Raw genomic sequence first — 21,479 nt, forward strand, 5'->3', positions numbered from 1 at the left:
CGGACAATGGGGGCGGCGCTCCCGAGAAGACAAGCTCGGCGCGCCGTTGGAGTGCTCCGGCAATGCCTCCACCGAGCCGATCATAGTCAGCGAAGCTCAGGGTCCTATCCTCGCGGCCGCTGTCGAGGTGAGCGTCGAACAGCTCGCTGAGTGCCACAGACAGCAGCGGCAGCGCTCCGGGCATTTGCTCCACGTCGTCCAGCAGGCGCTCCACCAATCCCGGGGTGAAGAAGAGGGTACGCGCCTCCGCAGGCTTCTCGATGCAGCGGCGCAGCTCGTCCCGGTTCATGGGAGGCACGGTGACACGGCTGGAGTGCCAGAGCTGGAGGAGAAAGGAAGCGGCTGGCAGGAGAGAGAGAAAGTGGGGCTCAAAGTCGGAGCGCAGCAAGAGCACGGCGCGCAAGCGTGGGTGCGCGAGTTGGAGGATGCTGGAGAGCGCGCGGAGGAAGGCCTCTCGCCTGTGGTTCTCCAGGCATGCGGTGATGAGCTCCTCGAGCGGGTCGATGACGAGCAGGAGTGAGAGTCCCGGTCGGCGGGAGAGGACGGTGCACAAGAAGTCCCTGGCGGTTTCAGGCCGAGACGCAAGGGTCGCGGCGGAGGGGGAGGACTCTGCCGGAGCCAGCGAGGAGAGCCAGGCGGCCAGGGCGTGCAGGGGCCGGGCCGAAGGCCGGAGCGAGGGGGGGGCCTGCCACGAGGAGGTCTCCGAGAGGCGAGGGAGGAGGCCCGCGTGAACGAGGCTGGACTTGCCTGCGCCCGACGGGCCGCACAGCAGCAGGAGAGGGTGGAGCCGGAGGTGCTCGCACAGCGCGCCGATGCCACGCTCGCGGCCGAAGAAGAGGTGCCGGTGAGCCTCGGAGAAGGGGCGCAGGCCAAGGTAGGGGTTGAAGTTCTTGGACAGGGGAGCGGCGGGGGGCAAATCGGGCAAGGCGCCGGTGAGGCAGAAGAGGAACTCGCCTCCGTCATGCCAGTCCAGGTTCCACAGGGAGGGGGTTTGCTGGTGGTGAGAGGGCAACAGGCTAACGAGCCGGTCACGCAGGAAGGTGTAGAGCTCGGAGGCGGTGAGCAGTCCGTCCTCGTTGAAGTCCGCGGGGGAACGGGTCTGAAGCGCCTGGAGCAGCGCGAGTGCGAAGGGGGAATGCTGGCCATCTCCAAGGGTCTCCTGGGACGGCTTGGCCAGGAGCCTGTCGGACGCCAACTCGTCGTGCGCCGTGGACAGCAGGAGTTGGAAAGAGCGGTGAGAGGTGAAGTGACGGAAACGCTCGAGATAGAGGGGTGCGCAGGAGGCGGCGGGCCGGAGATCGCGGACGGCGGTGTGCGGGAAGGCGCCGGCGAAGCAGCAGTCGAGGATGAGGAGCAGGTGGCGGCAGGGCAGCCGGCGAAGTGCCTCGCGCAGGGAGGCCATGGGCCAGTAGGAGGAGGGTACGTCCCGACGTGCATCCGCGGGGAGCAGGAAACCGCTCAGCTGGTGCTGATCATTGGTGTGCGCCAGACCGTGGCCAGCGAAGTAGATGAGGAGCCTGTCCAGGGGAGGCTGGAGGGAGGGAAGGTGGTTCGAGAGCAGATCGGACAGGGCCTCGAGAGAGGCCTGGGAATCGAGGAGGCGGATCACCTCGAAGTCCTGCTGCTCCAAGGTGTCGGCCACGGCCGTGGCATCGCGCACGGCATTGTGAAGAGGCGGCACGCCGTGGGAGTAGGTGTTGACACCGACGACGACAGCGAGGCTGCGCTCGAAGCCAGCCCTGTGAAGAGGCGAGTGAGTAGGGCTCATGGCGGGGGCGGGCCAGATCCCCATGAAACGAAAAATTCATTCGTTGTCATGGGAGGGCAGGTTACGAGAGGGCAGCAGCAACAGACATACTACTTTGGGAGGCATGCAAGTCCGGCGATCCGGATGCGGTAGCAATCTGCATGCCTCCTGCTCCGTACTGCTTGGCGGACGGACGTAGATGGCCAGATCTCCATCAGAGACATTCATGTAGGGCCCAGAGCCGGTTGCTTGCGTCCACTCCATGGACGGAAGTGACCACGAAGGACGGTACCCGCACAGGGCTCTCCGTGCGGCCCTCCCCCACGGCCGGAATGTCTGTTGCAGAGGCGTGGCCCGATGAGCGTGAACACGGACGACATGATGTGTCTCCAGGGACGGCTGGAACGGGCCTTGGGTGGCAGGTCCTTGGAAGAAGTCCTTCCGCTTCCAAGAGCGCTGGCTGGGATCGGCGCCGCAGCCGAGGCGAGCAGGGACGTGAGACTCGCCCGGAGCGCGGCCGAGAAACTCCGGGCGGGAGGCAGGCTCCTTCCTACCGAAGTGGATGCACTGGAGATGGGACTCCGGCTAGTGCGTCCGGCGCTGCGCATCGAAAACAGTCGGCTCCCTTCGGCTCTCATGCTGGGATTGCAGGGCGCGGCACGAGCCCGCATCGAGGCCCTCTTGCCTGGGATTGCGTCGGTGGGCTTGAGCCGGGACCTGCCCTTCGCGACCGCCTTCCAGGTGTCGTCACGCGTGGTGGTGACCAGCGCCCATGTGGCGGAGAGGTTGCTGCACGACGACGATCTGGCCCGTGGACACTTCGTCGCCCGGTTCAACGCGGATGAACGCCGGCCGGAGAAGGCCGTTCACATCGTGCGCGTCCTCGCTCTTCATCCAACGGAGGACGTGGCTTTCCTCCAACTGGCCGACGATGGGCCGGTGGAGCGGGGACTGTGTCTGGCGCGCGAGCCTTGGCTCCCCAGGGGGGCGCAGGTGTTCGTGGTGGGCTATCCCGTCTATGGCGCTGGCACGCCGCTGTTTCTTGATGCGCTCTTCGAGAATGTCTACGGTGTCAAGCGGATCTCCCCCGGAGAGTCGCTGGGCATGGAGGCCGAGCGGCTGTACCACGACTGCACCACCCTGCCGGGCAGCTCGGGTTCTCCGCTCCTGGATCCGCGGACGGGTCTTGTGATGGGCATCCATGCCAGCGGGCAGTTCGCGTGGCGGAACACCGCCGTCAGCACGCGCGCCATTCATGCACTGCCGCTGCTCCGAGTCTTCGTCTCTGATTGGAGATGAGGCAGGCTCTGGACAGTTCTGTCCTAAGCTTGCGCCGCAGAGGCCGGATGCGTCCAACCTCTAGGAACACGTTCACGCGTTCTCCCTCAGCTGCAGCCCTTCTGCTTGGCATTGGTTCACAAGTTGCTGAGGCCATGAGCGGACATGCCTGGAGGGGTCATGAAAGACGTGCTCGGAAGTGCTCAGCCTCTGCTGCTCATCGGTATGGTGTTTAGCTTTGTTCTCGAGTCTGGCTGTGGCCTGCCAACCCAGGAGCCCCCCCCTTCATGGCCGGACGAGGTGGCTCTCCCTGACGCTCGCCCTTCGCCAAAGGATGGAGGCTCCATCGCAAACCCGCCTGGAAGAGATGGAGGACTCCAGCCCGATGCCGGAGCTTCCGAGGAACAAGATGCGGGCGTCATTCCCAATACGGCCCCGGAGATCCTGGAGTCCTGGCAAGCTGTCTCCTCGATGCTCGGAGGTGGTTCGGTCACCCTACGCGTCCGAGCCCGCCCACCTCACGCAGGCTCCCTGAGCTTCTCCTGGCAGAGCCTGGCCGGGACCTTCGGCGCCCCGAGCAACACCGCGACTGTCAGTGAGATCGTCTGGACGGCTCCCGCCTGTGGAACGGGACGGACCACCCATACGCTTCAGGTCACGCTCCTTCAATCCTCGGGCCTCTCTTCCTCGACGGCTTTCGAGATCGCCGTGGTGTGTCCCCGATGGGTCGCCGCCCCAGACATGGTGATGGCCCGCCATGATCACACTGCTAGCCTGCTGGCATCGGGCAAAGTGCTGGTGGCCGGCCGCTACACAGGCGATGCGCTCGACAGCACGGAGCAGTACGACCCGGTGGCCAACAGCTGGTCCAGGGATGGCGATATGGACGTGGCGCGCCGGGGCCACACGGCCAGTGTGCTGCTCTCGGGCAAGGTGCTGGTGACGGGGGGGTACAACAATCTTGAGGGCATCCTCGCGAGCGCGGAGCTGTACGACCAGGCTGCAACCGCTCGGCCCTGGTCATCGGCTGGCAGCATGAGTGCAATCCGCACCGCGCACACGGCGATCGTGCTCTCTTCGGGCAAAGTGCTTATCACTGGCGGATTCGGAGTCGGCGGCGCGTTGACCAGCGCGGAACTGTATGATCCGGCCTCGCGCAGCTGGGCCCCGACAGGGGCGATGGCCACGGGCCGCTACGGGCATACGGCGACCCTGCTGCCTTCCGGCAAGGTGCTCATTGTGGGCGGAGACGGAGCCAGTGGGGTGCAGTCCAGCGCGGAGCTCTACGACCCAGCCACGGGTCTCTGGTCGCCAGCTGGCCATCTGGCTATGGCCCACGCCTATCACACGGCTACGTTGCTTCTCTCGGGCCAGGTGTTGGTGGCTGGTGGGGGCAACCCGGGGGTGGAGATCTACGTACCCTCCTCCAACACCTGGTTTCTGGTGGAGTCCATGGCCACGGCGCGCACCCACCACACCGCGACCTTATTGCCCGCGGGGAAGGTGCTGGTGGTGGGAGGGATGACGTCCACTCCCCTGGCCAGTACGGAGGTCTACGATCCGAGCACCCGGACGTGGTCGCCAGCTGCCTCCCTCGTGACGGCACGTTCTCACCATGCTGCCTGCCTGCTGCCTTCAGGCAAGGTGCTGGTGGCGGGCGGTCACGCGGGCAGCGGTCCGCTGGCCGGCGCGGAGCTGTACGAGCCATAGCTAGCCCAGCAAGCTCCCTACATCAGGGCAATGCCACTTTGGTGGTACAGCCACCCTCCCGTGCGCTGCGTACCGTGCTGTCGCATCGGGGGACCCCTCCAGATGGGCCGGGGAGCGCTCCTCCGCTGAGGAGGCTCGCAACGCGTGCTCACGGCTTGTGTCGGGAGAGTGAAGAACGCTCAGCGGTGGTTGTTCGTGGGCGGGGTCGCTGCTGCCATTGCTGGGTGTAGCAACCTCGTTGAGGAGCCGCCCGTACTAGCAGAGGAGGTCTCCGTGGGGCACGCCCGCTCAGAGCCCGTGAGCACCCGGATCGTGAGCCGTCAGGCCTCCTGGGAGACCGCGGGCTCCCTGGTCGTGGCCCGTCATGACCATACGGTGAGCGTGCTGGCCTCGGGGCATGTGCTGGTGGTGGGCCGCGCCACGGGCGCTGTTCTCGACGGCTCGGAGGTGTACGACCCCGTAGCCAAGACGTCGTCCAGGACGAGCGACGTGGAGGTGGCGCGCAAAGGTCACACCGCCACCGTGCTGGATGCGGGTCATGTGCTCGTGACCGGCGGAGACAACACCCACCAGGGCATCCAGGCGAGCGCGGAACTGTACGATTCGACTTCGCGTGCCTGGTCCTCCGCGGGCCACATGGCAGAGATCCGCACTGCGCACACGGCGACTGTCATGCGCTCCGGCAAGGTGCTCATCGTGGGCGGATTCGGAGTCGGTGGTGCCCTGGCCAGTGCGGAGCTGTACGGGCCGACTCCCGGCAGATGGGCATCCACGGGCCGCCTGGTATCCGGCCGATACGGTCATACGGCGACCCTGCTGTCTTCCGGCCAGGTGCTCATCGCGGGGGGACTTGGAACCAAGAGCGTGCTGGCCAGTGCGGAGCTGTATGACCCGGCCACAGGAAGCTGGTCACGGGCGGGCAGCATGGCCACGGCTCGGGTCCATCACACGGCGACCTTGTTGCCCTCGGGGCAGGTGTTAGTGGTGGGTGGGGGTGACAAGGGCGCGGAGATCTACGATCCCACGACGAACACCTGGAGGGTCGTGGGCTCCATGTCCACGCCGCGAGCCCATCACACTGCGACGTTGTTGCCCTCCGGGCAGGTGCTGGTGGTGGGAGGGATGGACGACATCGCCCTGTTCAGCTCAGAGGCGTATGACCCGAGCAATGGAACGTGGTCGGTTGCGGGCAACCTGGCGACGGCTCGCTCCCACCATGCGGCCTGCGTCCTACCTTCGGGACAGGTACTGGTGGTCGGGGGGCACGACAGCAGCGGCCCGCTGGCCACCGCGGAGCTCTACGCACCCTAGTTCCAGGCGTAACTCCGATCGGGGCTGGGACGTATAGAGAGTTATGGCCATGATCTCTCGCTCTACACGCCTCACCCTGATCGCTGTCGCCGCCACCCTGGCAGGAATCGGCGCGCTGGCCTCCGGGCCTTCCTCCTCTGAGCTCCCGAAGAAGGAGGCAGCCCCCGCCAGCCCGGCTGCCCCTGCGCCAGCCAAGAAGGAGGAGCCCAAGCTCGCCACCGCGACTTTTGCCGGCGGCTGCTTCTGGTGCATGGAGCTTCCCTTCGACAAGACGCCGGGGGTGATCTCGACGACCTCAGGCTACACGGGCGGGACGAAGGCGGACCCGACCTATGAGCAGGTCTCTGACGGGACCACCGGCCACACCGAGGCCGTGCAGATCGTCTACGACCCGAGCAAGGTCACCTATGCCCAGCTGCTCGAGATCTTCTGGCACAACGTGGACCCGATCACGCCCAATGCGCAGTTCTGCGACAAGGGCTCGCAGTACCGCTCCGCCATCTTCTTCCATGATGCGGAGCAGCAGCGGCTCGCCGAAGAGTCCAAGCGGAAGATCGAGGCCGCGGCGCGCTTCAAGGCGCCCATCGCGACCCAGCTCGTCGCTGCCTCCACGTTCTACCCAGCGGAGGAGTACCACCAGGACTACTACCAGAAGAACCCGGTGCGTTACCGCTACTACCGCTTCGGCTGTGGCCGCGATGCACGCCTGAAGGCGCTCTGGGGCGCGGACGCGCCGAATCACTGACACCCGCTGCCCCTCCCCAGTCCCATGAAGGCAGAGCAGGGGAGGGACACGGGAACGGCGTCTACTTCTTGCCGTCGGTGGGCTGCTGCCCGCTACCGCCCGCGCCCTGCGGAGGCGACATCCCGCCCCAGCCAGCCTCGGCCATCGTCTTCCACTTCCACTGGCCGTCGCGCTTCACGAGCATGGTCATGTTGCGGCCGGTGATCTTCTGCTTGCCCATCGTGATCGTGAAGTCGTCGATCACGTTCGCCAGCGAGTCCGAGAGGACGAAGATCTGCCGCTTGTGGGTCATCTTCATGTCCTTCGGCATGTTCTCCATGAAGGGCTTCATCATCGCGACGTACTCCTCGCGGCTGTACTCCTTCGCCTCGGGCACGCCCTTCAGGTCGTCGGTCATCATGAAGACCGGGAAGTCCACCGCCGCGAACATGGCCTCCATGTCCCCCTTCTTCTCGGCCTCCTCCATCTTCTTGTAGCTGTCCTCGATCTCCTTCTTCGTCTGCTTCTCGTTGGTGGGCTTGCGAGCCCCCGGCCCCATCTTCGTCATGTCCATCATCGGTGCTCCCTGCGCGGGAGCAGCCGACGGCTTCGCCTCCGGGGCCTGAGCCCAGGCGGAACCTGCGAGAACAACGGCAGCGACACATAGCCCAATCGAACGCTTCATTCGCGACCCCTCCGTGTTGGTGGTCGGCGCGCGGCGTAGGCCAGAGCACCCACCGCCGTCAACCAAGGGAGTTCACGCGCGGACAGTCCCCGCACGCAACTGTTCACCAGCCAGAGCGCGAGCCCGCCACGCAGGTGCGCTCGATCATCCCCAGCCGCGCTCGGAGCGCAGCCGCTCGCAGAACAGCTCGGTGTCCTTGGCCGTCTCGTCCCAGGTGCGCTCGCGGGCGCGGGCCTGCCCTCGCTCGCGGAGCGCCGCCACGCGCTCCGGGTGCTGCAGCGCCTCCACCAGCAAGCGCTCCCAGCCGGCCACATCTCCCGCCTCGCAGAAGAGGGCGTCGCGGCCATGCTCCGCCAGATCTCCCAGCCCACCCTCGTCGAAGCCCACCACGCACAGCCCGCAGGCCATGCCCTCCAGCCACGTCTTGCCGAACCCCTCGAAGAGCGACGGGAACAACAGCACGTCGTGCGCCGCGTAGATCTCCCGCAGCTCGGCCCTCGGCATCCACCGGTGCACGCTCAGCCGTGAGCCAAAGGCCGGCCGGTACATGCGCTCCACCTCCACGACGGCCTCCTCCTGCACCACGAAGGTGAGCTCCACCCCCGGGAAGCGCTGCGCCACGCGGGGCAGCACCTCCTCCAGGATCCGCGTCCCCTTGCGCGCCAGGTAGTTGCCCACGAAGAGCAGGCGCGGCAGGCGGATGCGCCGCTCGACTCGAGGCCACTCGAGGAAGTCCTGATCGAGCCCGTAGCCGATGAAGCCCACCTTGCCCTCGGGCAGGCCATACGTCTCGCGGATGAAGGTCGCACAGCGGGAGGACGGGGAGACGAGCCCGTGGGCCGCCCGCGCCGTCCGCCAGCACGCCATCACCGTCATCGCCGAGCTGGCCTTGGACAGGACGCGCTGCCCCAGCGCCCTCGGCAGCTCGTAGCCCAGGCGCTGCTCGGCCTTGAGCAGGCGGTGCTCCCACCCGTGGGTGCGGTTCACGAAGAGCGTCCGCGGGTGCAGCGCGGGCAGCAGCTCGTAGGCCAGGTAGGCATGGGGCTGGCTCACCATCACCACGTCATACGCCGCGGTTCTCAGGCGCGCGGCGAGCGCTCGAACCTGCTGGGCCGGCACCTCGAAGTGGCGGCGCAGCGCGGGGTGGGGCAATAGCCCTCGGTCCGGTGCCAGCCACTCGTACTCCACCGTGTGCCCCCGGGCCGCCAGGGCCTGTCCCACCGCCAACACGGATCCCGCCGAGCCACTGTTGGGATCCGGCAGGAACTGGGCGGCGACCAGGAAGCGCATCAATCCCTTCTTAGGTCACTTGCGCCCCCGAGGCGACCCGCCTTTTTTTCACCGAGGGCGAACCTCAGGGCTCCAGCAGCTCGATCCACTGCGCCACGAAGACGCGCTCGCGCTGCTCGTACGCTGCCCTCACGCGCTGGCCTGTCTTCAGATCCGCCAGGCGCCCCGTGCGACCAGGCAGGAAGATGGTGGTCTCACCGTCTACCCGCAGCTCCACGCGCCCGCTCGGCTCCTCCAACGTCAGGCTCAGTGTGCCCTCGCGGGTGTCCACCGCGCTGATCGGCCCTTGCACCTCGCGCAGGCTCCGCACCTCGGCGGGCGGCTCCTCCGCCAGCGCGGGCACCGCCCCCAGGCCCACCACTCCCAGCCACGTGACCCGTCGACCCATCCCACCTGCCCCCTGGTAGGGAAACTGGGGACGACGCGGCCTCGGACCAAGGTTCAGGCGGACCGTTCGTCGGCTGGCCGACAGGCCTCGGCCATTGGAATCCAGGCCCCGCCGCGCTACACCGCGCGCACTTCCGGATCAGGGGGATCTGCTTTGAGCCAGCCTCGCAGCTCGTGGGATCAGTACTTCATGGACATTGCGCGCCAGGTCGCCACGCGCGCCACCTGTGATCGCAAGCACGTGGGCGCGCTGCTGGTCCGCGATCGCACCATCCTCTCCACCGGCTACAACGGCTCCATCCGCGGCCTGCCTCACTGCGACGACGTGGGCCACATGATGGAGAACGGCCACTGCGTGGCCACCGTCCACGCCGAGGCCAATGCCATCATCCAGGCGGCCAAGAACGGCGTGAGCATCGACGGCGCCACCATCTACACCACCGCCAGCCCCTGCTGGCCCTGCTTCAAGCTGATCGCCAACAGCGGCTGCGCCCGCATCGTCTTCGGCGAGTTCTACCGGGACCCCCGCATCTTCGAGTACGCCGCCAAGATCGGGCTCGAGCTCACCGGCCTCGGTGACGCCGCCCAGCCACCTGAGCCGCGCTGATCGGCCGCGCGGCTCGGCCACGCTCCGTCCACCCGCTGACACCTGAGATGTGCGCTTGCAGTCCGCGGGCCGCGGGAACGTTGCGCTCCAGACACTTCCCAGGTGTGCCAAGCAAGCGAACTGACAGGGAAATTCCCCGATCTCGGCAAGAATTACCGGGCCAGGGGTTGCCGTTTTACAGGGCACTTCCTAAATCCTCGCAGCGGTAGGCGAGGCGCGGCGGATGGTGGCATTTCTTGAGGAGTTACCGGTGGTTATGTCCACAGCTGTGACCAGCATGCCTGCGGTTCAGGAAGGCGCGGATCCTGTTGTAGGGGCCGCGCGCTACGTCGCCGTTCCCCCCTTGATGGACAGCCTCCTGCACGATGTCCGCAACCCGCTCAACGCACTCTCCATCAACCTCGAGGTCCTCTCCGAGAAGCTGAAGGGAGAGACGGGGGAAGTGCCGGCCTCGCAGGCCAAGAACATCAAGGCGATGCGCGATCAGATCCAGCGCGTGGACGGCATCCTGCGCCAGTTCGCCGACTTCATCGTCCTGAGGGGCGGTAGCGCGGGCGACGTGGGGCTCTCCGAGACGACGAAGCGATCGCTCGACGTGGTCGCCCACGAGAGCCGGCGGCGGCGCCTCAAGCTGCAGATCTCGATCGATCCGGACCTCCGCGTGAGGCTCCAGGACACCACCGAGCTGAGCTTCTTCCTCATCCAGGCGCTGCTGCGCGCGTTCGGGCGCTCGGAGGCCGGGACCGAGGTCGGCGTGGCCGTCCGCGCCGAGGGCTCCGTGGCCGTGCTCGAGGTGACGGACAGCGCGGGCAGCGCGCCCGAGTCGGTGCCGGACGTCGTGGCCGCACTGGGCCTGCGCTGCGCGCAGCTGGGCGTCGACTTCCAGATCCGCGGCGGAGTGTGTCGCTTCCTCTTCCCACGCGCCTGAGCCGGATCACCGGCCAGGGTTTCATCACGACTTCAGTTTTTCTTCATGAGCGAAAGCTGTAGGGAGGTTTCCATCTTGGGCAGCGCACGAATTCTGGCCGTGGATGACGAACGAGCGACGTGCGAGGCGCTGGCAGAGATGCTCAGCTCCTGGGGGCACAAAGTCGAGGTCGCGTTCGACGGGCACGATGCCCTGCGCAAGGCAGGTGAGTTCCGGCCCGATGTGGTCCTCTCGGATCTGGCCATGCCGGAGACGGACGGGTTGTGGCTGCTGCGCCAGCTGCGCGAGGAGCTTCCGGAGTGCCCCGTCGTCTTCCTCACCGGCCGTGGCACCATCGACGCCGCCGTGGGGGCGATCAAGGAGGGCGCCTACGACTTCATCGAGAAGCCGCTCAACATCGCGCGGCTGAAGGTCTGCATCGAGCGGGCGCTGGAGAAGAAGGAGACGCAGCGAGAGGTGCAGACCCTGCGCCGGCGCCTCAAGCAGCTGGGACAGCAGGACATGATCGCCCAGTCCGGGGCCATGCGGAAGGTGGGCGAGCTGATCGAGAAGGTGGCGCCCTCCAAGGCCAGCGTGGCCATCTCCGGCGAGTCCGGTACGGGCAAGGAGGTGGTGGCGCGCGCCATCCACAACCTGAGCCTGCGGCGCGAGAAGCCCTTCATCGCCATCAACTGCGCCTCCATCCCCGCCACGCTGATCGAGTCCGAGTTCTTCGGCCACGAGCGCGGTGCCTTCACCGGCGCCGATCAGCGCCGCCCCGGCGTGTTCGAGATGGCCCACGGCGGCACGCTCTTCCTGGACGAGCTGGGAGAGATCCCCATCGAGCTCCAGGCCAAGCTGCTGCGCGTGCTGGAGGAGGGGAGGCTGCGGCGGCTGGGCGGCAAGGTGGAGATCGAGGTGGACGTGCGCGTGCTGTGCGCCACGAACCGCGATCTCAAGCAGGAGATCAAGAACCAGCGCTTCCGCGAGGATCTCTACTTTCGCCTCAACGTGTTCCAGGTCCACCTGCCGCCCCTGCGTGATCGCCGGGAGGACATCCCCATCCTCGTGCAGCACTTCGTGGAGAAGTTCGGCGGGGACTCGGCCAAGCGCGTCACCGGCGTGCACCCGGAGGCCCTGGAGGTGCTCAAGGGCCACGACTGGCCGGGCAACATCCGCGAGCTGCGCAACGCCGTGGAGCGCGCCGTCATCCTCTGCGACGGCGAGCTGATCACCCGCGAGCACCTGCCCCCCGACATGGCGGGCAAGGCGCCCGAGCGCCACACCTTCCGCCTGCCCTTCGGCCTGTCGCTCGACGCCGTGGAGCGCGAGTACATCCTCGGCAGCCTCCAGCGGAATTCGAACAACAAGGCCCGCACCGCCGAGATCCTGGGGGTGTCTGAAAAGACCCTCTACAACAAGCTCAACCGGTATGCCGCCGAGGCGCGCCAGCAGGGGCAGACACTGGCCGGTGGGCTGGCGAAAGCAGCGGGTGGAGATGGCAGCAGTGGATCTGGTGAGATTGACGCCCGGTAGTCGACCCTCCAGGTAGGAATTCCGGTCCGGATTTCGCGCCTTTGGAGTTCCTAGGCAGCAGGGCTTCCAGGCAGCCTGGCACACCGCGTCAATGGGGGTACCAGTGCTGCAAAACCCGCGTCAACTCTTGACTTTTACCCTCTGGACAGGGGATTCTTCGGGCCCTCTCATACACGGGGTTTCCGGTTCAGGCCACGATCTGGCTGGGGACTCCACCGCCTGATCCGCGGCTGTCTACGGATGGACGATTCGGAAGCCGACGGGGGGCGTCAAGGAAGGCCAAGACGCAATGAGTGATGCGCGAGTTCTCCACTTCTTCGGCGGTAAAGGCGGTGTTGGAAAGAGCACGCTCGCCGCAGCCTATGCGTTGAATCTTGCCGAGGAAGCTCCCAAGGAGAAAGTGCTCCTCGTTTCATTGGATCCAGCACGCACGCTGTCCGATCTGGTGAAGAAGAAGCTCCCAGCCAAGCCCACGAAGCTGGTCCCTGGCAAGGGCGAAGGTGGCCTTTTTGCGGCGGAGCTGGAGCCCGCGGTGTTGCTCAAGCCCTTCGCCGCGAAGTACGTGCCCGCGCTGGAGAAGGCCGCCGCCAAGGGGACGGTCCTCACGGACGAGGATCTCGGCAAGCTCTTTGCCCAGGCGGTCCCGGGGATCGAGGAGCTGGCGAGCCTCTTCCATGTGCTGGAGCTGCTGGAGTCCAAGGAGTTCGATCGCGTCGTCATCGACACGTCCCCCACCAGCCACACGCTGCGCCTGTTCGATCTGCCGCAGGGCCTGCGCAAGTTCCTAGGCATCGTGAAGACGGGCTCGGACAAGCCTGCCGCGGGCGGTAAGGGCAAGAAGGAGCCCGCGCCGACCGAGGGCGGCGGCTTCCTGGAGGAGGTGGGCGCCAAGGCGGAGCGGCTGCTGGGGCTGATCAAGGATGGGACGCGCTCGGCATTCCACCTGGTGGCGCTGGCCGAGCCGGTGCCCGAGGCGCAGACGCGCATGTACTTCGCGCAGCTGCGCGAGCGCGGCATCCCGGTGACGGAGATCATCGTCAACCAGGTGGAGGAGCGGGGTGGCTGTCCCGCGTGTCAGGGCCGCCGCGGCCTCCAGGCGCCTCATGTGCGCAAGTTCCAGGGGCTCGACAAGGCCGTGCCGGTGAACCTCGTGGCGAAGCGGGAGCTGGCGCCTCGCGGGCTGGATGGGCTGAAGAAGTTCTCCAAGGAGTGGACCAGCGGCAAGGAGACCAAGGCGCTGGAGTTCTCCGCCGCGGAGGGGCCGCCGGCCCTGGTCCGCGCGCCGTCCATGCCGCCCATCGCCGCGCCGCCGCTGCCGCCCACGCGCCTCATCTTCTTCGTGGGGCAGGGTGGGGTGGGCAAGAGCTCCTGCGCCGCCGCGGCCGCCGTGACGCTGACGGAGAAGGAGGGGCCCGTGCTCCTCATCTCCACGGATCCAGCGCACTCGCTGTCGGACGTGCTGCAGAGCCGGCTGACCGACACCGAGACGCAGGTGAAGGGCACCAAGGGCCTCTACGCCCGCGAGCTGGACGTGAATGGCTGGTTCAACGCCCTTCGCAAGCGGCTCAAGGAGAAGGCGGAGAAGGGCTTCGAGGGCGCCCCGAAGAATGGGGACGTGCCGGCGGATCTGGCCGCGCTGCGCAACCTGCTGGAGTGCGCGCCTCCGGGCATCGACGAGCTGGCGGCGCTCGCGTGCCTCACCGACGCGCTGGTCCAGGAGCGCTTCAAGCGCATCGTCGTGGACCCGGCGCCGATGATCACCTCCATGCGCGTGGTGGAGCTGGCCGACACGGCGAAGACCTGGCTGGGCTCGCTCCACGCGATCCTGTCCAAGTACAAGACCAAGGGCCTGAGCGAGCTGGCCGATGACGTGGCCGCGCAGCTCAAGCACGTGAAGCGCTTCGAGGAGGCGCTGGCCTCGCCCAACGAGTCCCGCTTCGTCGTCGTCACCCGCGGCGAGGATCTGGCGGCCTCGCGCACCGAGCGGCTGGTGGAGTACCTCAAGGAGAAGAAGCTCCAGGTGGAGCGGGTGCTCGTCAACCGCGTGGGTCCGAAGTCGCTCTGCCCCAAGTGTGAGAACCGCCGCAAGCTGGAGCTCAACGCGGCCAAGGCCATCGAGAAGAAGATCGGCCTGCCTGTCACAATGGCGCCGGCGCTCGGCCGTCACCCGGCGGGGCTGCGCGAGCTGAAGGCGTTCCGCACCGCCTGGTACGCCCTGTCCGCTCCGGTGAAGATCAAGGCTGCGTAGCTAGGCCTCGCACTCGGACGGGAAGTCGTAGAAGGCGCCCAGCTCCTTGAACGTCAGGACACCCTGGGCGTTGAGGGAGCCCGTGTCCGGCTTCTGGCCGGGGAGCTTCACCTGCACCGTGCGGCCCTTCACGGTGTACGTGCCGGTGATCGTCTCTGTCTTCGGCAGGCCCTCTTCCTGGGGCACCTTCTTTCCCAGGGACACCTTCCCGCCGTCCTCGAAGCGCAGCGTCACCAGCGTCCCGTAGACGCCCACGCCCGGGCCGTACCAGCTCACCTTGCGGAGGAGCACCGGCACGTCCGCTGCCCTCGTGGGCGAGCGGCCCAGGAGGCGCTGCCACCCCACCGTGTCCCGAATCGGGTCCAGGTCCGCGTCCTCCTTGGCGCGCTTCAGCCGGCGCGGGTCCAGCTTCACCGCCGCCGTGAGGTACTGGAGGATGGTGGACTGGTAGGCATCGTACTCGCAGATCTGGCCCTGCTTGCGCAGCACTCCGAGCGTAGCGGCCACGTTGTACTGAGCCAGTGCGTGCTTCGGATCCGCCTGAACGGCGGCCCGGAACTTCTCCAGGGCCTCGGCGTACTTGCCCGCCTGGTACAGCCGGAAGCCCGTGGTGTTGAGCTCCTTGGCTGACGGGGTGGACGGGGTGGAGGGGACGGACTGGGCGAAGGCTGGGAGGGACAGGGAGAGGGCGAGCAGCAGCAGGAGCGGGCGCATCATGTCTCTCCGGACGCTAGGCGGGGGGCGGGCATTCTACGCAGCGCGTAACACAAGGTGAGGTGCGAAGCGGCTTGCTCGTTGAAAGCCCCCAGGGGCAGGTGCTACGTCGGCCCCATGGCGACTGGTATCGGCTACGCGCTCGACTTCGAACGCCCGCTCATCGAGCTGGAGAAGAAGATCGAGGAGCTCAAAGTACTCTCGACTGGCGGCGCGGTGGACTTCTCCTCGGAGATCTCCAAGCTGGAGAAGAAGGCCAAGAAGCTGCAGACGGAGATCTTCAGCGATCTGTCGCGCTGGCAGGTGGTGCAGCTGTCCCGCCACAGCTCCCGGCCGTACTTCCTGGACTACGTCCAGCACCTCTTCACCGACTTCTTCGAGCTGTGCGGGGACCGGCGCTTCGGCGAGGATCCCTCCATCGTGTGCGGCTTTGCCCGGCTGGACGGCAAGACGGTGATGCTGATCGGCCACCAGAAGGGGCGCAGCACCAAGGAGAACATGGCGCGCAACTTCGGCATGCCGCGCCCCGAGGGCTACCGCAAGGCGCTGCGGCTCATGGAGCTGGCCGAGCGCTTCGAGAAGCCCATCCTCACCTTCGTGGACACCTCCGGCGCCTACCCGGGCATCGGTGCCGAGGAGCGCGGGCAGGCCGAGGCCATCGCCACCAACCTGGAGATCATGAGCGGGCTGAGGGTGCCCATCATCTCCACCGTCATCGGCGAGGGCGGTTCGGGCGGTGCGCTGGCCATCGGCGTGGGCAACCGCGTGCTGATGCTGCAGAACAGCGTCTACTCGGTCATCTCGCCCGAGGGCTGCGCCTCCATCCTCTTCCGCGACTCCGCCCAGGCGGAGAAGGCCGCGGACGCGCTCAAGCTCACCGCCAAGGATCTGCTGGGCATGAAGGTCATCGACGAAGTGATCCCCGAGCCCCCGGGCGGCGCTCACCGGGATCACGTGAAGGCGGCCGAGAACCTGGGCAAGGCGCTGCGCAAGCACCTGAGCGAGCTGGCGGAGCTGACCCCGGACGAGCTGGTGAAGGATCGCTACGAGAAGTTCCGCTCGCTCGGCGTCTTCTCCGGGCGCTGAGGGAGAGTGCGCGCGTGAGACCGTTCATCGTCGCCATCGACGGGCCTGCAGGTGCCGGCAAGTCCACCGTGTCCAAGCTGCTGGCGCGGCGGCTCGGGTTCGCCCTGGTAGACACCGGCGCCATCTACCGCTGCGTGGCGCTGATCGCCGGGCGCGAGGGCATTGCCTCCGACGACGATGCGCGGCTGGGCGAGCTGCTGGGGCGCATCCACATCCACTTCCAGGTGGTGGGCGAGGAGAACCGCGTCTTCCTGGACGGGCAGGACGTGTCCGCGGAGATCCGCACGCCGGAGATCTCCATGGGCGCCTCGCAGGTGTCCAGCCGGCCGGTGGTGCGCGCGGGGCTGCTGGCGCTGCAGCGGCGGCTGGCGCTGGAGGCGGAGAAGGGCGCCATCCTCGAGGGCCGTGACATCGGCACCGTGGTGTTCCCGGACGCGGACGCCAAGTTCTTCCTCGAGGCCTCGCCCGAGGTGCGTGCCCGGCGCCGCTACGAGGAGCTGTTCCAGAAGGGCGTGGAGAGCTCACTGGGCCAGGTGCTGGCGGACCAGACTCAGCGAGACAAGGATGACTCGGCCCGCGCCGTGGCCCCGCTGAAGGCCGCCGAGGACGCGGTGCGCGTGGACTCCAGCTCCATCCCCCTCTCCGAAGTGGTGCAGAACCTGGAGAACGAGATCCGGCGCCGCCTGAACCAGCGCGGCGCTTGAGCCCTGGGGACCCGGGGCGGACCGTAGGCCTACTGGAACATCTCCGCGTTCTCCTTCGCGAACTGCGCGAAGGTGCGCGGCGTCGCCTTGGCCACCTTCTGGACCACGTCCGTCGTGGCGGCGCCGTGGCCCGCGGCGAAGATGCCGTACAGGCCCACCAGATCATTGGCGAACCACTCCGGCATCCCCATGCCCAGCATGGACTTGCGCGCGTCCTCCGGCGGGACGTCCACGTACTTCACCGGCTTGCCGATGGCCTCGCCGATCTGCTTCGCGATGTCGTTGAACGAGATCGCCTCGCCGCCCGTGATGACGTACGTCTGGCCCTCGTGGCCCGGCTGTGTCAGGACGCCCGCGGCGACCGCTGCGATGTCCCGCGTGTCCACGATGGCGATCTTGCCGTCCTTGGCGGGGGCGTAGATGGCGCCCTGCGCCTTGACCGAGCCCGCCATCATCCCCAGGTTCTGCATGAAGAAGTGCGGCTGCAGGATGGTCCACTTCAGTCCGGACTTCTTCAGCTCCTCCTCCGTCTGGTAGTGCCAGCGCCCCAGGCTGACCGGCGCGTCCTGGCTGGCCCCGAGCGCGGACAGCTTCACCACGTGCTGGATGCCCGCGCGCTTCGCCGCTTCGATGGCGTTGTGCTGCAGCTCCACCTGCTTCGGATCGGCGTTGGTGAGCAGGAACAGCTTCTGGGCACCCCTGAAGGCCGCATCCAGAGACTTCGGGTCGGCAAAGTCTCCCATCACGAACATCACATTCGGGTGGTTGAGGTGCATGGCCTTCTTGGGATCGCGGATGACGGCGTGCACCTTCTCCCCCTTCTCGGCGAGCTGAAGCACCAGTTCACTGCCGATCTGACCCGTGGCACCCGTGACGACGATCATGCGCTCCCTCCCAGGAGTGGCCCCTCACTCGGGGAGGGGACGTTCGACCGAGCCCAGGCATAGAAGGGAGGCGTCCCGAAAAGCAAGGGAGCCCCCCTTGAAAGGTCGGACTAGAAGTTCACACCCTCAACGGAGGGTGTAGGGACGGTCAGCGCCAGCGGTGGGAGCGCCGCTCCTCCGCCGTAGAACGAGCGGTACAGGTACAGATCCGCGACGACCTGCTTGACGTAGCCGCGCGTCTCCCGGAAGGGGATCTCCTCCACGAAGAGATCCAGCGGCAGCGTGCCCTTCTCCTGCGCCCACTTCGCCGTGGCCTTCGGGCCCGCGTTGTAGGCCGCCGCCGCCAGCACCGGGTGCGAGAAGCGCTTCATCAGCTGGGAGAGGTACCAGGCTCCGTAGCGGATGTTGAGATCCGGCGCAAAGAGATCCGCCGGATTGGGGCGCGGCTCGGAGAGCTTCTCGGCGATGGCCGAGCCCGTGGGAGGGATGATCTGCATCAGCCCGCGCGCGTTCGCCGAGCTGGCCACCTCCGGTCGGAAGGCACTCTCGCGGCGCATGATCGCCCAGACCAGGTATGGCTCCACCTCGTGGCGTGTGGCCGCCGCCTCCACCGCCGAGGTGAAGGCCTTCGGGTAGAAGGCCGCCAGCGCGTCCGGGGCCCGCTCGCCGAACGCACGGCCCCACAGGTGCCGCGCGGCGATCGCATAGGCATAGCCGTACTCACCCATGGACAGCAGCGCGTGTACGAAGGGCAGCGCCTGCGCTGGAGAGTGGATGCGCGAGGCGCGAGACTCCACCTCCTCGGACGCATCCGGGAAGAGCCCCGCCTCGGTGAGCGCCACCGCCAGCTCCAGATCCGGCGGGCGCAGGACGGTGAGCTGCCTGGGCGGCTCCGGGAAGGCCGGCGGCACGGTACGGCCCAGCGCCCGCAGCCGCTCGCCGGCCAGCAGCGCGTAGAAGGAGGCCGGAGCCAGGGAGAGGACGCTCTCGTAGGCGGGCGCGGTGACCTCCGCCGTTGCGCCGCCGAGCTCCTGGCTGCGCGCGATCCAGTAGCGCGCCTGCGGCACCAGGCTGCTGCGAGGGAAGCTCCCCGCCAGCCGGCCCAGCGCCTCGCGCGCCTCGCCGTACCGCTCCAGCCGCAGCAGCGCCAGCGCTCGGAACCACATGCCCTCGTCACGCCGCCTCGAGCGCGGGTAGCGCTGCTCGAAGTGGGTGAAGGCCTTCACCGCGTCCTCGAAGCGCTGGCCCTGCAGATCCAGCCAGCCCGCGAAGAAGGCCCCCTCGTCCCCGGCGGGCTGCTTGGGGTAGGCCTTGTCCAGGGCCGCCATCAGCTGCCGGGCCCTCTCGTTCTCGTTGGCCCTCAGGGCGCGCCGCGCCGTCACCAGCGCCGCCTCGGCGGCCACCGCCGGCGGCCCCTTGCGTGCCTCGGCGAGCGCCTTCTCCGCCTCCTCCCCCTTCCCCGTGGCGAACAGCGCCAGCGCTCGCACCAGGGCCACCTGCGTCCGCGCCTGCTCGCCCTTCACCAGCTTGCGCGCCTCCGCCGCCTCCAGCTCCGTCAGCGCCCGGGAGGCCTGGCCGCCCTCCATCAGCGCGCGGGCCCGCCGCAGGTGCTCGGCCAGCGTCAGCCGCGCAGGCGGGGTGAGCGCCTCCAAGCGAGCCAGCGCCTCATCCGCGTACGCGTGCGTGGCGTAGCGCAGGGCCACCGCGCGCAGATCCTCCCGTGCACCCGCGGCGTTGCCCGTGGCGCTCCGCGCGATCGCACGCTGGTAGAGCAGCTCCGCCGAGGGCGTCTGGTTCGCCGCGGTCTCCAGCACCGGCGCGGCCTTCGCGGGCTTGCCGGCCTTCAGCAGCGCCTCGCCCAGCCGGGCCCGAGCGCGGGCCTCCAGCGAGGGGGGAGCCTTCTGCAGCGCCTCGGAGAAGGCCGCTGCCGCCCCCTCCGCGTCGCCCGAGTAGAAGAGCGCCTGACCCCGGTAATAAGCGTGGAACGCCTCCAGGGCGGGAGGAGCAGGGTGGGACTCGAGGATCTGCCGGGCCTCCGCCGCCTCGCCCTCGGAGAGGACGAGCGTGCCCGCCAGAAGCGCCAGACGCCCGGATTCCGGGCACTTTTTGGCGTCGCAGGCCTTCAGCTCCTCACGGACGAGCGCCGCGGCGTCAGGCCGGTGCAGCCGGGCGGCCTCCAACGTCGCGGGGGCCTGCGCCAGCGCTACTCCCGAGAAGAGCCCCGCCACCAAACCACTCCACTTCATGGGTCTTTCCTCTCCGGTCTCACCCTGAGCGCATTTGAACGCGAGGCGTTCAGGAGGCATTCCCTCGGAGGGGTGCCCTGGGGGCGGTTTGACAGCCGCCCCAACACGTCCTAGATCGGCGCGCCCAGGAAGTCCTGGGGAGTGTTCACCCTAAGTCACTCGGTGTCCACGCCTTCGGGGGGAATGTCATGTAGGGAGACATATGGCCTCGACCCGTTGCGTCACCGTGAGTGCCTCATTAGGTTGGGCCGCCGTCAGAGACTGACCTCTACCGCTGGTAGGGACTGTCTCTATCCGTCGCACCGCTGCACATCAGAGCTCGGGGGGGATTTTGCTTACCTGGGAGGGCTCCGCATCTATGAAGCCGTGTCCGTCCGATCTATCGCAGACCATCAACCCCGAGGCCGGTCCGAAGCGCGCTGGCGTCGAGACCCACCGCAACCTCAACTGCCACCACTATGACAACTGCCTGGATGAGGCGGTGCGCCGAGGCTGGCAGTCCTTCTCCTGCATGAAATGCCCGCTGTACCAACAGGTGGCGCCTCCGCAGATGGGCATCGAGGCCTACGCCACCCAGCGCCGCCCCGTCTAAGGCCGTTCACCCAGGGACCCTCGCCGTGGGAGGGTCCCCACGCTCGCTCAGCGGCCTCTGAGAGGAGGCCTCCCGAGCGGGAATTCACAGCGGCGTCGTGTAGATGACCACGATCCAGTACTGGTCCTTGCCGAAGGTCTGCGAGTCTCCGCGGATGACTCCCACGCCCACCTCGGTGTTGCGGGCATCCAGCAGACTCATGGATGCGGAAGCGACGGTGGGATCCTTCGCCACATAGACGTCCACCGCTAAGGTGTCCACGTTCTCCAGGACGCTGGAGACGCGATCGTGCACGTTCGAGTCGGGCAGGTGCGGTATGAGTGTGTCCTGCTGGAGTGCCCGGCGCACATGGTCCATGGCGATCTGCTCGAGCGTCTGGCTGCGCTTGAGCCGCTGCAACTTGAACTGTCTGCGCTTCGCCTCGAGCGCCTTGTAAGCCTCTGTCAGCGGATCGCTCGAGGGGGGCTGGATGGAGGCGGAGAAGACCTCGGTGACGATGGCCTGGGGCCTGCCCTCCACCGCCTGGAACGTCACGCCAATGCCCGCGTGGGTGAACTGGGGGGAGAGCAGGTTCTTGCGGTGGCCCGGGCTGTGCTCGATCCCGAAGTGAGCCGCTAGCGGCCCGGTGGCTTGGCCGAGGTTCTCTCCTACGCTCCGGTAGACGGAGCCCGCGCCCGCCAGCCGCTGGCGCAGATCTGTGCCGTCCGGCGCCACGTGGGCGAAGAAGCCCTCGCGGGTCATGCGATCGCTGTAGTCCTGGGCCACCCTGTCCAGGGCCGCATCCGGAGACAGCTGCGCCAGGTGGTGGGCCCGGCGCAGGTTG

19 protein-coding genes are annotated in these 21,479 nt (G+C 67.7%); 11 read left to right on the forward strand and 8 right to left on the reverse strand.

Annotated elements, in window-relative coordinates; genetic code table 11:
* The coding region (locus VD972_RS06465) for a caspase family protein (RefSeq protein WP_324982320.1) at positions 1-1,792 on the reverse strand (1,792 nt) is incomplete at its 3' end.
* A 528-nt stretch (positions 1,793-2,320) separates the two neighbouring features.
* Between VD972_RS06465 and VD972_RS06470 the strand changes: the two genes are divergently transcribed.
* The 4 genes from VD972_RS06470 to msrA all read left to right on the forward strand — a co-directional run bounded on the left by VD972_RS06470 (position 2,321) and on the right by msrA (position 6,791).
* Entirely contained in the window at positions 2,321-3,046 is a 726-nt protein-coding gene (locus VD972_RS06470) for a serine protease (protein WP_324982322.1), read from the forward strand.
* Positions 3,047-3,733: 687 nt separating this feature from the next.
* Positions 3,734-4,735, forward strand: a complete 1,002-nt coding sequence (locus tag VD972_RS06475) for a Kelch repeat-containing protein (RefSeq protein WP_324982324.1) — start codon at positions 3,734-3,736, stop codon at positions 4,733-4,735.
* Positions 4,736-5,008: 273 nt separating this feature from the next.
* Positions 5,009-6,046, forward strand: coding sequence for a Kelch repeat-containing protein (locus VD972_RS06480; RefSeq protein ID WP_324982326.1), 1,038 nt, complete (start codon positions 5,009-5,011; stop codon positions 6,044-6,046).
* Between the two features lie 49 nt (positions 6,047-6,095).
* Complete coding sequence (gene msrA, locus VD972_RS06485; protein ID WP_324982330.1) at positions 6,096-6,791, forward strand: peptide-methionine (S)-S-oxide reductase MsrA; 696 nt, start codon at positions 6,096-6,098, stop codon at positions 6,789-6,791.
* A 61-nt stretch (positions 6,792-6,852) separates the two neighbouring features.
* On the opposite strand, the gene VD972_RS06490 is transcribed toward msrA, so the two are convergent.
* The 3 genes from VD972_RS06490 to VD972_RS06500 all read right to left on the reverse strand — a co-directional run bounded on the left by VD972_RS06490 (position 6,853) and on the right by VD972_RS06500 (position 9,133).
* Positions 6,853-7,347 carry a nuclear transport factor 2 family protein gene (locus VD972_RS06490; RefSeq protein WP_324982333.1) on the reverse strand — a complete coding sequence of 165 codons (495 nt, stop codon included), beginning with the start codon at positions 7,345-7,347 and terminating at the stop codon, positions 6,853-6,855.
* 252 nt (positions 7,348-7,599) lie between these two features.
* Positions 7,600-8,745 carry a glycosyltransferase family 4 protein gene (locus VD972_RS06495; protein WP_324982336.1) on the reverse strand — a complete coding sequence of 382 codons (1,146 nt, stop codon included), beginning with the start codon at positions 8,743-8,745 and terminating at the stop codon, positions 7,600-7,602.
* Between the two features lie 64 nt (positions 8,746-8,809).
* Positions 8,810-9,133 (reverse strand): hypothetical protein, encoded by a 324-nt coding sequence (locus VD972_RS06500; protein WP_324982339.1) that lies wholly within the window; start codon positions 9,131-9,133, stop codon positions 8,810-8,812.
* A 153-nt stretch (positions 9,134-9,286) separates the two neighbouring features.
* Here VD972_RS06500 and VD972_RS06505 point away from each other — a divergent pair, with 153 nt between their 5' ends.
* The 4 genes from VD972_RS06505 to VD972_RS06520 all read left to right on the forward strand — a co-directional run bounded on the left by VD972_RS06505 (position 9,287) and on the right by VD972_RS06520 (position 14,430).
* Entirely contained in the window at positions 9,287-9,739 is a 453-nt protein-coding gene (locus tag VD972_RS06505; protein ID WP_324982342.1) for a cytidine/deoxycytidylate deaminase family protein, read from the forward strand.
* Between the two features lie 277 nt (positions 9,740-10,016).
* Positions 10,017-10,667, forward strand: a complete 651-nt coding sequence (locus tag VD972_RS06510) for a histidine kinase dimerization/phospho-acceptor domain-containing protein (protein WP_324982344.1) — start codon at positions 10,017-10,019, stop codon at positions 10,665-10,667.
* A gap of 75 nt (positions 10,668-10,742) precedes the next feature.
* Complete coding sequence (nla6, locus tag VD972_RS06515) at positions 10,743-12,182, forward strand: enhancer binding protein Nla6 (protein ID WP_324982347.1); 1,440 nt, start codon at positions 10,743-10,745, stop codon at positions 12,180-12,182.
* 289 nt (positions 12,183-12,471) lie between these two features.
* Positions 12,472-14,430 carry an ArsA family ATPase gene (locus tag VD972_RS06520; RefSeq protein ID WP_324982349.1) on the forward strand — a complete coding sequence of 653 codons (1,959 nt, stop codon included), beginning with the start codon at positions 12,472-12,474 and terminating at the stop codon, positions 14,428-14,430.
* On the opposite strand, the gene VD972_RS06525 is transcribed toward VD972_RS06520, so the two are convergent.
* Complete coding sequence (locus VD972_RS06525; RefSeq protein WP_324982352.1) at positions 14,431-15,147, reverse strand: tetratricopeptide repeat protein; 717 nt, start codon at positions 15,145-15,147, stop codon at positions 14,431-14,433. It abuts the gene before it with no gap.
* Positions 15,148-15,261: 114 nt separating this feature from the next.
* Here VD972_RS06525 and VD972_RS06530 point away from each other — a divergent pair, with 114 nt between their 5' ends.
* Both VD972_RS06530 and cmk read left to right on the forward strand, forming a co-directional pair.
* On the forward strand, positions 15,262-16,230 hold the full coding sequence (locus tag VD972_RS06530) for an acetyl-CoA carboxylase carboxyltransferase subunit alpha (protein ID WP_324982355.1): 969 nt from the start codon (positions 15,262-15,264) through the stop codon (positions 16,228-16,230).
* Between the two features lie 14 nt (positions 16,231-16,244).
* A complete protein-coding gene (cmk, locus tag VD972_RS06535; protein WP_324982358.1) occupies positions 16,245-16,934 on the forward strand; it encodes a (d)CMP kinase in 690 nt (229 codons plus the stop codon).
* A 29-nt stretch (positions 16,935-16,963) separates the two neighbouring features.
* Here cmk and VD972_RS06540 read toward each other — a convergent pair whose 3' ends face one another.
* Both VD972_RS06540 and VD972_RS06545 read right to left on the reverse strand, forming a co-directional pair.
* Complete coding sequence (locus VD972_RS06540) at positions 16,964-17,818, reverse strand: SDR family oxidoreductase (protein ID WP_324982361.1); 855 nt, start codon at positions 17,816-17,818, stop codon at positions 16,964-16,966.
* A gap of 110 nt (positions 17,819-17,928) precedes the next feature.
* On the reverse strand, positions 17,929-20,064 hold the full coding sequence (locus VD972_RS06545; protein WP_324982363.1) for a transglycosylase SLT domain-containing protein: 2,136 nt from the start codon (positions 20,062-20,064) through the stop codon (positions 17,929-17,931).
* Positions 20,065-20,422: 358 nt separating this feature from the next.
* On the opposite strand from VD972_RS06545, the gene VD972_RS06550 reads away from it, so the two are divergent.
* Positions 20,423-20,656 (forward strand): hypothetical protein, encoded by a 234-nt coding sequence (locus tag VD972_RS06550; protein ID WP_044185844.1) that lies wholly within the window; start codon positions 20,423-20,425, stop codon positions 20,654-20,656.
* 84 nt (positions 20,657-20,740) lie between these two features.
* Here VD972_RS06550 and VD972_RS06555 read toward each other — a convergent pair.
* Positions 20,741-21,479, reverse strand: a 739-nt coding sequence (locus tag VD972_RS06555; RefSeq protein WP_324982369.1) for a CAP domain-containing protein, incomplete at its 5' end; no start/stop codon positions are given.

It is taken from the genome of Hyalangium sp. (assembly GCF_035629615.1).
Classification (GTDB): domain Bacteria; phylum Myxococcota; class Myxococcia; order Myxococcales; family Myxococcaceae; genus Hyalangium.

Coding starts and splice junctions, on each gene's coding strand:
- VD972_RS06470 (WP_324982322.1), top strand. CDS start 2,321: ATGGGACTCCGGCTAGTGCGTCCGGCGCTGCGCATCGAAAACAGTCGG.
- msrA (WP_324982330.1), top strand. CDS start 6,096: ATGATCTCTCGCTCTACACGCCTCACCCTGATCGCTGTCGCCGCCACC.
- VD972_RS06490 (WP_324982333.1), bottom strand. CDS start 7,347: ATGATGGACATGACGAAGATGGGGCCGGGGGCTCGCAAGCCCACCAAC.
- VD972_RS06495 (WP_324982336.1), bottom strand. CDS start 8,745: ATGCGCTTCCTGGTCGCCGCCCAGTTCCTGCCGGATCCCAACAGTGGC.
- VD972_RS06500 (WP_324982339.1), bottom strand. CDS start 9,133: ATGGGTCGACGGGTCACGTGGCTGGGAGTGGTGGGCCTGGGGGCGGTG.
- VD972_RS06510 (WP_324982344.1), top strand. CDS start 10,017: ATGCCTGCGGTTCAGGAAGGCGCGGATCCTGTTGTAGGGGCCGCGCGC.
- VD972_RS06520 (WP_324982349.1), top strand. CDS start 12,472: ATGAGTGATGCGCGAGTTCTCCACTTCTTCGGCGGTAAAGGCGGTGTT.
- VD972_RS06525 (WP_324982352.1), bottom strand. CDS start 15,147: ATGATGCGCCCGCTCCTGCTGCTGCTCGCCCTCTCCCTGTCCCTCCCA.
- VD972_RS06530 (WP_324982355.1), top strand. CDS start 15,262: ATGGCGACTGGTATCGGCTACGCGCTCGACTTCGAACGCCCGCTCATC.
- VD972_RS06540 (WP_324982361.1), bottom strand. CDS start 17,818: ATGATCGTCGTCACGGGTGCCACGGGTCAGATCGGCAGTGAACTGGTG.
- VD972_RS06545 (WP_324982363.1), bottom strand. CDS start 20,064: ATGAAGTGGAGTGGTTTGGTGGCGGGGCTCTTCTCGGGAGTAGCGCTG.
- VD972_RS06550 (WP_044185844.1), top strand. CDS start 20,423: ATGAAGCCGTGTCCGTCCGATCTATCGCAGACCATCAACCCCGAGGCC.